The organism is Longimicrobiaceae bacterium, assembly GCA_035696245.1.
In the GTDB taxonomy this organism is placed as follows: Bacteria; Gemmatimonadota; Gemmatimonadetes; order Longimicrobiales; family Longimicrobiaceae; genus DASRQW01.
Genome location: DASRQW010000287.1, coordinates 1 through 7,661 on the forward strand (window position 1 = coordinate 1; position 7,661 = coordinate 7,661).

Below are 7,661 nucleotides of genomic sequence, written 5' to 3' on the forward strand. Positions count from 1 at the left end.
GCTGGCCGTCCGCCGCTCCGCGCTGCTGGCCACGGAGGGCTACGACGGCTCGGTGCTGTTCGAGGACCTGGAGCTGGTGCGGACGGTGGTGGCGGCCGGGGGGCGCGAGGAGCTTGCGGACGACGTGTACGTCCTCCGACGTCCTTCGTCGCAACGCCAGTTCTTCGACCAGCGCGTGCGCCAGGCATACGACGAGCTCGCGCGGCCGGGGCGGATGGCGGTGCAGCTCGCGGTGCTTCCGGCCGCTGTCACGCTCGCCAAACGGCGGAGGTGGGGATGGCTGGCCGCGGGGGCCCTGGGTGTCGCCGCGGTCGCGGAGGCGGGGCGGAGGAAGCGCGGCGCGGGGAAGGTCTTTCCGGCGAGCGCATCGCTCATGGCGCCGCTGTGGCTGCTGGAGCGCGGCGTGTGCAGCTGGCTGGCCCTGGGCACGCGGGTGCTGAACGGCGGCGTCCGGTACCGCGACGCGCGCCTCGCCCGCGCCGCCACGCCCGAGGCGGAGCTGCGCGCGCGTCACGCCGGCAAGCTTTCCAGCACCTCCACGTCTATGGGCTTGAACGAGCCGTTGTTCGACAGCTCGGCCGAGCAGGCGGTCACGCCCACCACCATGTCCATCTCCGCCCGCAGCAGCAGGTAGTCGCCCGCCCGCGACCGCGGCGGCCCGATGGCCAGCTCGCCGCTGGCGGCCACCTCCACGTTCATGAAGACGTTGAGCGTCGTGGGGATCGCGTCGGGCTCGATGCCGAAGGGGGCCAGGTTCGCCGCCAGGTTCGCGAAGCAGCTCGGGTGCGGCGCCGTGCTGCCGTAGATGATGCGGAACGTGTCCGGCGAGCACGGCGTGAGCAGGAAGTCGTGGCGCCCCACCGTGTCGTCCACGATGGTCCACATGGGGTTGCTGCGGTTGGAGTACAGCACGTGGTGGGTGGTGAGGTAGATCGTGTTCGCGTAGTCGATCGTCCTCCCCGAAGACAGCCACTCGCGCTTGTCCGCGCGCGCGAAGCTTACCAGGTCGGACACCTGCTCGCCCGCCGGGTCGGTCACGCGCACGAGCTGCCCGGCGCGGACCTCGAACCCCACGCCCGTCTGCGGCTCCAGGTGAAAACGTCGTGTCATGCTCATGGGAAAGATGTGGGGCATTTCAGCCTCGCCGTCGGTCCGGCCGCGAGGCCACCAGGCTCACGGCTCCGTTGCGAGCAGCCATTCCGCGGCCGAGCGCCACCGGAGCCGCGCCGGAAGCTCTCTCGCCGGAGGTGACGGGTCCAGCGTGATCAGGAGCGCCTCGGCTTCCGGGTACGCTTCCGCAGCGGCTTCAAGCGCACGCACCTCCCGCTGCCACGTCGCGTCGCCCGTCGTGTCCATGCACACCTGCACCAGGACGGGAGGATCCCCGGGGCGCTCCGCGAAGAAGTCCACCTCCCAGCCATCACCCGCGCGTAGCCAGTCCGCCGTGTACGCGCGGCGGTCCAGCTCCAGGAGCACGGCGGTCTCGAGTGCGCGGCCGTGGTTCTCGCGGCCCGTGCGCTCGTAGAGCGGGATCAGCCCGGGGTCGATGGGATACGCCTTGCGCGGGTTCACCATCCGCTGCCGCTCGGACCTGCTGTGCATGCTGACCGTGCGGACGAGGAACGCGTCCTCGATGTGGTCCAGGTACTCGTACAGCGTGTCCTTCGCCACCGCGACACCTTGCGAGCGCAACGAGTCGTACAGCTTCTTCATGCTGAAGCTGCCCCCCGGCGTGGCGAGCAGGTGGCGCTGGAGCCAGCGGAGCGCCTGGGGGTTGGACACCCTGTGCCTCTCGACCACGTCCCGGAGCACCATCACGTCCACGTACCCCTTCAGCAGCGAGAGCCGGTCGCGGCGCTCCGTCTTCTGCGCCTCGGGGAACCCGCCTTCCTCCAGGTATCGGAGTAGCGCCCCGTCCAGCGCCGCGCGCCGGGAGGGCGGCAGGCGTTCCCACGGCGCGTCCGGTTCCTTGCCTGCATGCCGGAGGGCCTCCCGGAACGAGAACGGGTGCACCAGCACTTCCATCGCCCGGCCGCGGAGAGACGTGGCGACCTCGCGGCTGAGCAGCTTGGCCGACGAACCGGAGACGAAAAGCTCGATACCGCCAACGTCCATCAGCCGGCGCACGAGCGTCTCCCATCCGGGCACGAGCTGCACCTCGTCCAGGTAGATGCTGAGCGAGCCGCTCTGGCGCAGCCCCGGCACCTGCCGCTCGTGCTCCTCCACCAGCCAGCCGAGGTCCGCCGCCGTCATCCCCACCAGCCGCTCGTCCTCAATCGAAACCAGGAGTTGCGATTCGCGCGCGCGGCCCTCGGCCACACGCTCGGCCATGCGCTGGTGGAGGAACGAGGTCTTTCCCCCGCGGCGCACCCCGATCACGGCCATCGCCTTGCCCGCGATCTTCGGCAGCCGGACGTCACGCCGCGTCACCGGCTGGACGGGGGCCGCGAGGGCCTCGGAAAGCTTGAGGCGCAGCAGATCCTGAGAGACTGTCCTTTCCATAAGGAAAGAATGCAGCCGATCTTTCCTTGTGTCAAGGACAAACTTCGGAACGTGAGCCCTGACAGGGGCTTGAAGCTGGCCAGCGCACGGCCGCGGCGCCTACCGGCGGAACGGGCAGCGCCAGCCGGGCTCCACGGCACGGCCGGAATACTGGCGCGCGTCGGACTGCTCGCCGAAATCGGCCAGGTTGGGGTTGAGGCTGCCCTGCAATGCCATCTCCCGCGCGCGGATGGCCTCGCGAAGGCGCCCGTAGCGGCCGTCCGCGCGCAGGCGCTCGAACTGCGCGTGCGGGTTGAAGACCAGCGCCGGCCACCCGAAGCGCCGTGCCGCCCGCGAGCTGGCCGGGTGCAGGCCGACCACGAAGAACGCCCGCCCGCCGAAGCTGAACGAGAAGTGCGGGTCCGCCGGGTCGTCGCTCACCGCCGGGTCCCACTCCGCGCTGGGGTCGGCCGCGTGGAGCGCCCGGAGCTGCTTCCACAGCCGCGCCTCGAACTCCGCCTCGGCCTCGGCGGGGTGCTCGAGGAAGACGGCGACGAAGCTGGCGAAGTCGTCTTCCCCGTGCCCCTCCGCGAACGCCGCGAGGTCGCGGGAGAGGGCCGAGGTCGCTGCCTCGCCGCCCATCTCGCCGTACGCGCCGAAGCGGTACGCGTCGTGGTGCAGCGCGGCGCGGGCGCCCAGGCACGAGAAGCCCGGCGCGTTCACGAACGCCTCGAAGTCGGCCCGCACCCGCCGGCCCAGCGCATCCATCCCCCGCATGCGGAGATGCGCGGGCGTGTCGCCGGCCACGGCCGGAAGTGCGGAGTCGTGCATGGCGTGCGGATTTAGCAAGTCGCGCACCTAGCGGCGGCGCCGCGACAGTCTGTCGCGGACGGGCTCGGGAATCACCTTCTTCAGCCACCCCGGGCTCCACAGCACCTCCACCCAGCCGGGGTCGAAGCGCAGGTCGATGCCCGCTTTCGCGGGGTCGATGCCCAGCGCGCGGAGCTGTGCCCCCGGCCGCGGTGCCGGAGTGTACGGCAGCACGTGCCCGCGTGGCACCTCGCCGAGTGCCAGGCTGAGCACGTTGGCCGCCACCGCCCTCCGCCACACCGGCAGCCACCCGCCCTCCGGACGCTCCGCCAGCTCGTCCGGCGCGATGCCCAGGTGGCGGGACCACAGCCCCCGCCGCAGCGCCGCCGCGGCACCGGTCGCCGGCTCGCCCTCCACGCCGTCCAGCAGCACGAGGTTGAGGTCGAAGTTGCGGTGGCCGCGGAAGATGGAGCGCCCCGCCCAGCCGGAAAAGTCGTCGCCGTACGAGTGCAGCGACACGCCGTCCAGATTGGCGGTCCCCAGCGTCGCCCACTCGTCGTCCACCACGGCCGTCTTGCTGTGGATGAACAGCTGCGTCACGTCCAGCCTGGCGGGATGCACGGCGGACGGCGCCGCGGCCCACAGCGAGAAGACGCCCACCCGCGGATGCGCGAGCAGCCCGCCCTCGTCCATCCGGCGGTTCTGCCACGAGCGGTACGCCGTGATGTCCGGGTTCTGGTTCACCACCAGCACCACCTCCAGCTCCCGCCGCGCCCGCAGCGCGGCCGAGAGCGCCAGGCGGATAGGGCGCGCGCTGAAGTACTGGTTCTCCAGGTAGATGAGCGACCTCGCCCGGCCGATCGCCTCCAGGTACTCGTCCAGGATCTCCGTCGCCCCCTCCGCGCGCGCGGGCAGCACCTTCGCCGGGATCGTCCGCGCCACGCGAACCGACGTGCCGCCGCCCCGCCGCGCATCTCCCGAACCGCCTTGCCGGGCGTCGGCCGAAAGGGGAGGCACCCCGGGGCCCGGCCCCTCGGACGCGCCGTTCCAGACCTCTGCGAACCATGCGGCCAAGTCGTGGACGGCGGGCCCCGCGACGCGGACCGAGACGTCGTGGATGGGGCGACCCGCCAGGTCCTCCTCCGTCCGCGTGGGCTCCGCGGCACGGTGGGCGCCGTCGTCCCAGTAGCCGTTCACGAACGGCGAGCCCACCAGGAACGCCTCGGCGCCGTCCACCACCACCAGCTTGGCGTGCATGATCTGCGGGAAGGCGTCCACGCCGCGCACCGCCACGCGGGACGGGTCCACGCCCGCCGCGGCGAGGTGGCGGCGGAGCGCGGGGCCGGTGTTCATCAGGATGCTGCCGTTCAGGAGGATGCGGACCTCCGCGCCGGGCGTTCCGTCCGGGCGGCAGGCCGCCGCCAGCAGCGCATCCACCAGCAGCCCGCTGGCCTCGCCGTCCGCGCCGGCGGAGCTCACGCAGTCCGCGTCGAAGGCGAGCTGCGCGATCCACACCGAGCGTTCCGCCCGGCGGCATGCCGCGGCCACGCGCCCGAGCGCCGCCGCCGTGTCCGTCAGCACCTCCACCGCGTTCCCCCGCGTCACGCCCGGCGGTGGAGAAGCTGCGCGGGCCGGGGGATGCGGAGCCGTCCGCGTCCTCGTCCGCACCGGCGCGTCCCGCACGGTCCGGAGATGCGCGGCGTCCGGCCTCGTGCGCGCTGCCGGATCGGGCAGTCGCGAGCGATGCGCCGCATCCGTCCGCCCGCGCGGCGCGCCCGGCAGCACCGCCGCGGCGGACGACCCGCCGGAGATGCCGAGCACCAGCATCCCGCCCACCACCTCCGTCGCCACCAGCCACAGGCGCGAGGCCCCGGCGATCAGCACGCGGACGCCGCCGGGGAACACGGGGAGCAGCAGAACCGCCAGCGCCGCCTCGCGCACGCCGATGCCGCCGGGGGCGAACACGGCGACGAAGCCGGCCACGAAGGCCAGCGCGTTCACGCCCGCCAGCAGCGGCCACGCACCCCGCCCCACGGGCACGATGGACGACACGAAGAGCGAGAACGCCGCGCCGTAGCCCACCCACGTGGCCGCGTACAGCGCCAGCAGCCCCGCGCCGTCGCGCCACCGCCCGCGCCACGCCGGCGCATCCCGCCGCGCGACCCGCGCCGCGAGGCCCACCAGCCGGTTCAGGACCGCGGGGTGCACCAGCGCGAGGGCGAGCGGGACCGCCGCGACGGCGGCCACCAGCGCCGGCCCGCTCCCCGCCAGCTGCCCCGGAGCGGCGAGCGCTCCCGCCACGGCCGCCGCGCCGAGCACGGTGAACGTGGCGTGCAGCAGGAACGACGCGGGCATCGCCACCGGCGACGCGCCCGCGGCCGCCGCCATGCCCGCCGCCGTCACCAGGGGCCACACGCTGCCGGGCAGGTACTTCGCCAGCGTGGTCCCGAACCAGACGCGCAGCATGGCCCGGAAGCCCGGCCGCGGCCCGTCGAAGCGGCCCAGCACCATCGACCAGAGCACCACGCCCCACACCAGCAACGCCACCTCCGCCGCGGTGCCGGCGAGGAGCGGGATCGGGCGCACCGTCCAGTGGAACGAGCGCACGCCCGCGGCGTCGCGCACGACCACGCGCAGCATCATCGCCAGCGCGACGAGAGTCAGCAGCATGCCGGCCGTCTTCGCCAGCAAGGGGTTACGGAGAAACGACTTCAGCGTGGAAACCGGGGCCTCGCAAGGTGAACGGACTGACGATGGGAACGGGCCGGAGCGGCACCGTATGCGCGAACCGTTCCACCGTGGCGCGGCGAAGATACGGTGTTGCAACGATCTTCACGCCTCGGAGCAATGCACCTTCCCACGATGCGTATCGATCCAGGATCGGCCGGAGACGTCCGCGGGTGCCCGGACGAACGAAGCCCGCACCGCGATGGATCCGCGGTGCGGGCTTGGTTCGTACGACATCTGCGTTCAGATCGGCGGAGGGGGATCAGAGCTGCACCGTCAGCACGCCGGTGCTCTGGTCCAGGGTGGAGCCGAGCACGCGAAGCGAGCTGGTGCGCTGGCCGCCCGTCCACGTGCCGTGCGCGTCGAAGCGGGCCCCGTGGTTGGGGCAGAGGAACCCCGTGCCGCTCACGTTCACCGTGGAGCCCTGGTGCGGGCACCGCAGCGACAGCGCCACCAGGCCGCCGTCCGTCTCCCGCACCACCGCGATGCGGCCCGACGGGGTGGAGAACGTCGCGATCCCGCCCGCCGTGGCGAGCTGCGGCGTGTTCGCCGGCGTCACCTCGAAAGTGCCGCCCGTGCCGGTGACGCCCGAACCTCCGCCCCCGCCGCACGCTGCCAGCAGCGCTGCCGCCACCGCCGTGGCCGAGCGGCCCACGAACTCCCGGCGGCCCAGCGCGCAGCCGGCGCACGCCGCATCCACCGTACCCTCCATCATCGCCTCGCTCCGCGCCGCCGCGCTTCCATGGCGGTCGCTCATGCGGCGACGAAGGCCGCGGCCCAGGCGGCGGCGTCCTCGTCCTGCTGGATCAGCCGCCCGGTGTTCACCACCACGTTAGCCCCCTGGCGGGTAACGGCGTACCGGTCCATGCTGCGCGTGGCCCGGCCGGAGACGTAGGTGCCGTCGGGCGTGTACACCGAGTGGTGCTTGGGGCACTGGAAGCGCCCGTCCCCCGCGATCCAGTGCAGCGCCGTGTGCCGGTGGGGGCAGCTCAGCCCGAACGCGTACACCCGGTTGCGGAAGCGCGCGACGATCACCTCGCGATCGCGGTCGATGCTCACGCCGTCGGCCGCGGGGATCGCGTACGCCGCCATCTCCTGCGCGCCGGAGAGCGAGCGCACCTCGCGGGGCCGCCCCAGCGCCTCGGCCTCGGCCGGGCGGGCGCCGAGACCCAGGAAGAGCCCTAGCGCCAGGCCGGCCGCGTCGCGCAGGAAGTCGCGCCGCCCGCTCTCGCGCGCGGAGCACCCGGTGCAGGGATCCTCGGCCGCCGGGCAGCCGTCCTCGCCGTTCATCTTCATCCGTGCATCTCCCGGAAATCGTGTCGAGGTCAGGCGGCCAGGGGCAGGATCGTCCCCAGCAGCAGCGTCGCGAACCACAGGAAGGCGCTGCGCCACGCCGCCCCCCGCAACGACCCCCAGTCCTCCGCGCCCGGACCGCCCGCGGACAGCCGCGACTCCGCGCGCTGCATCATCAGGCCGTTCACGAGGAGGAGGACGAACGCGCCCATCTTCGCCCAGTACACGGGCGACGGGAGCAGGCTCTCCACGTCCGACAGCAGCATCAGCACGCCCGTCAGGACCACGAGGACGAGGCCGGTGACGACGGGACGGTGGATGGAGCCCAGCTCGCGCAGCGCCATCCCCCG

7 protein-coding genes are annotated in these 7,661 nt (G+C 73.2%); all 7 read right to left on the reverse strand.

The features are described from left to right. Positions 1 to 510: 510 nt before the first annotated feature. Complete coding sequence (locus VFE05_13330) at positions 511 to 1,134, reverse strand: urea carboxylase-associated family protein (GenBank protein ID HET6231049.1); 624 nt, start codon at positions 1,132 to 1,134, stop codon at positions 511 to 513. Between the two features lie 39 nt (positions 1,135 to 1,173). Next, complete coding sequence (locus tag VFE05_13335) at positions 1,174 to 2,502, reverse strand: ATP-binding protein (protein HET6231050.1); 1,329 nt, start codon at positions 2,500 to 2,502, stop codon at positions 1,174 to 1,176. Positions 2,503 to 2,601: 99 nt separating this feature from the next. Next, on the reverse strand, positions 2,602 to 3,312 hold the full coding sequence (gene gntA, locus VFE05_13340; protein ID HET6231051.1) for a guanitoxin biosynthesis heme-dependent pre-guanitoxin N-hydroxylase GntA: 711 nt from the start codon (positions 3,310 to 3,312) through the stop codon (positions 2,602 to 2,604). Positions 3,313 to 3,339: 27 nt separating this feature from the next. Then, positions 3,340 to 5,961, reverse strand: coding sequence for a phospholipase D-like domain-containing protein (locus tag VFE05_13345; GenBank protein HET6231052.1), 2,622 nt, complete (start codon positions 5,959 to 5,961; stop codon positions 3,340 to 3,342). 319 nt (positions 5,962 to 6,280) lie between these two features. After that, positions 6,281 to 6,775, reverse strand: a complete 495-nt coding sequence (locus VFE05_13350; protein ID HET6231053.1) for a Rieske (2Fe-2S) protein — start codon at positions 6,773 to 6,775, stop codon at positions 6,281 to 6,283. Beyond that, positions 6,772 to 7,314: a Rieske (2Fe-2S) protein gene (locus VFE05_13355; protein ID HET6231054.1), complete on the reverse strand. Its 543-nt coding sequence runs from the start codon at positions 7,312 to 7,314 to the stop codon at positions 6,772 to 6,774. Before VFE05_13355 ends, VFE05_13350 begins: the two co-directional genes overlap by 4 nt. Before the next feature lie 29 nt (positions 7,315 to 7,343). Continuing rightward, on the reverse strand, positions 7,344 to 7,661 hold a 318-nt coding region (locus VFE05_13360; GenBank protein ID HET6231055.1), incomplete at its 5' end, for a hypothetical protein.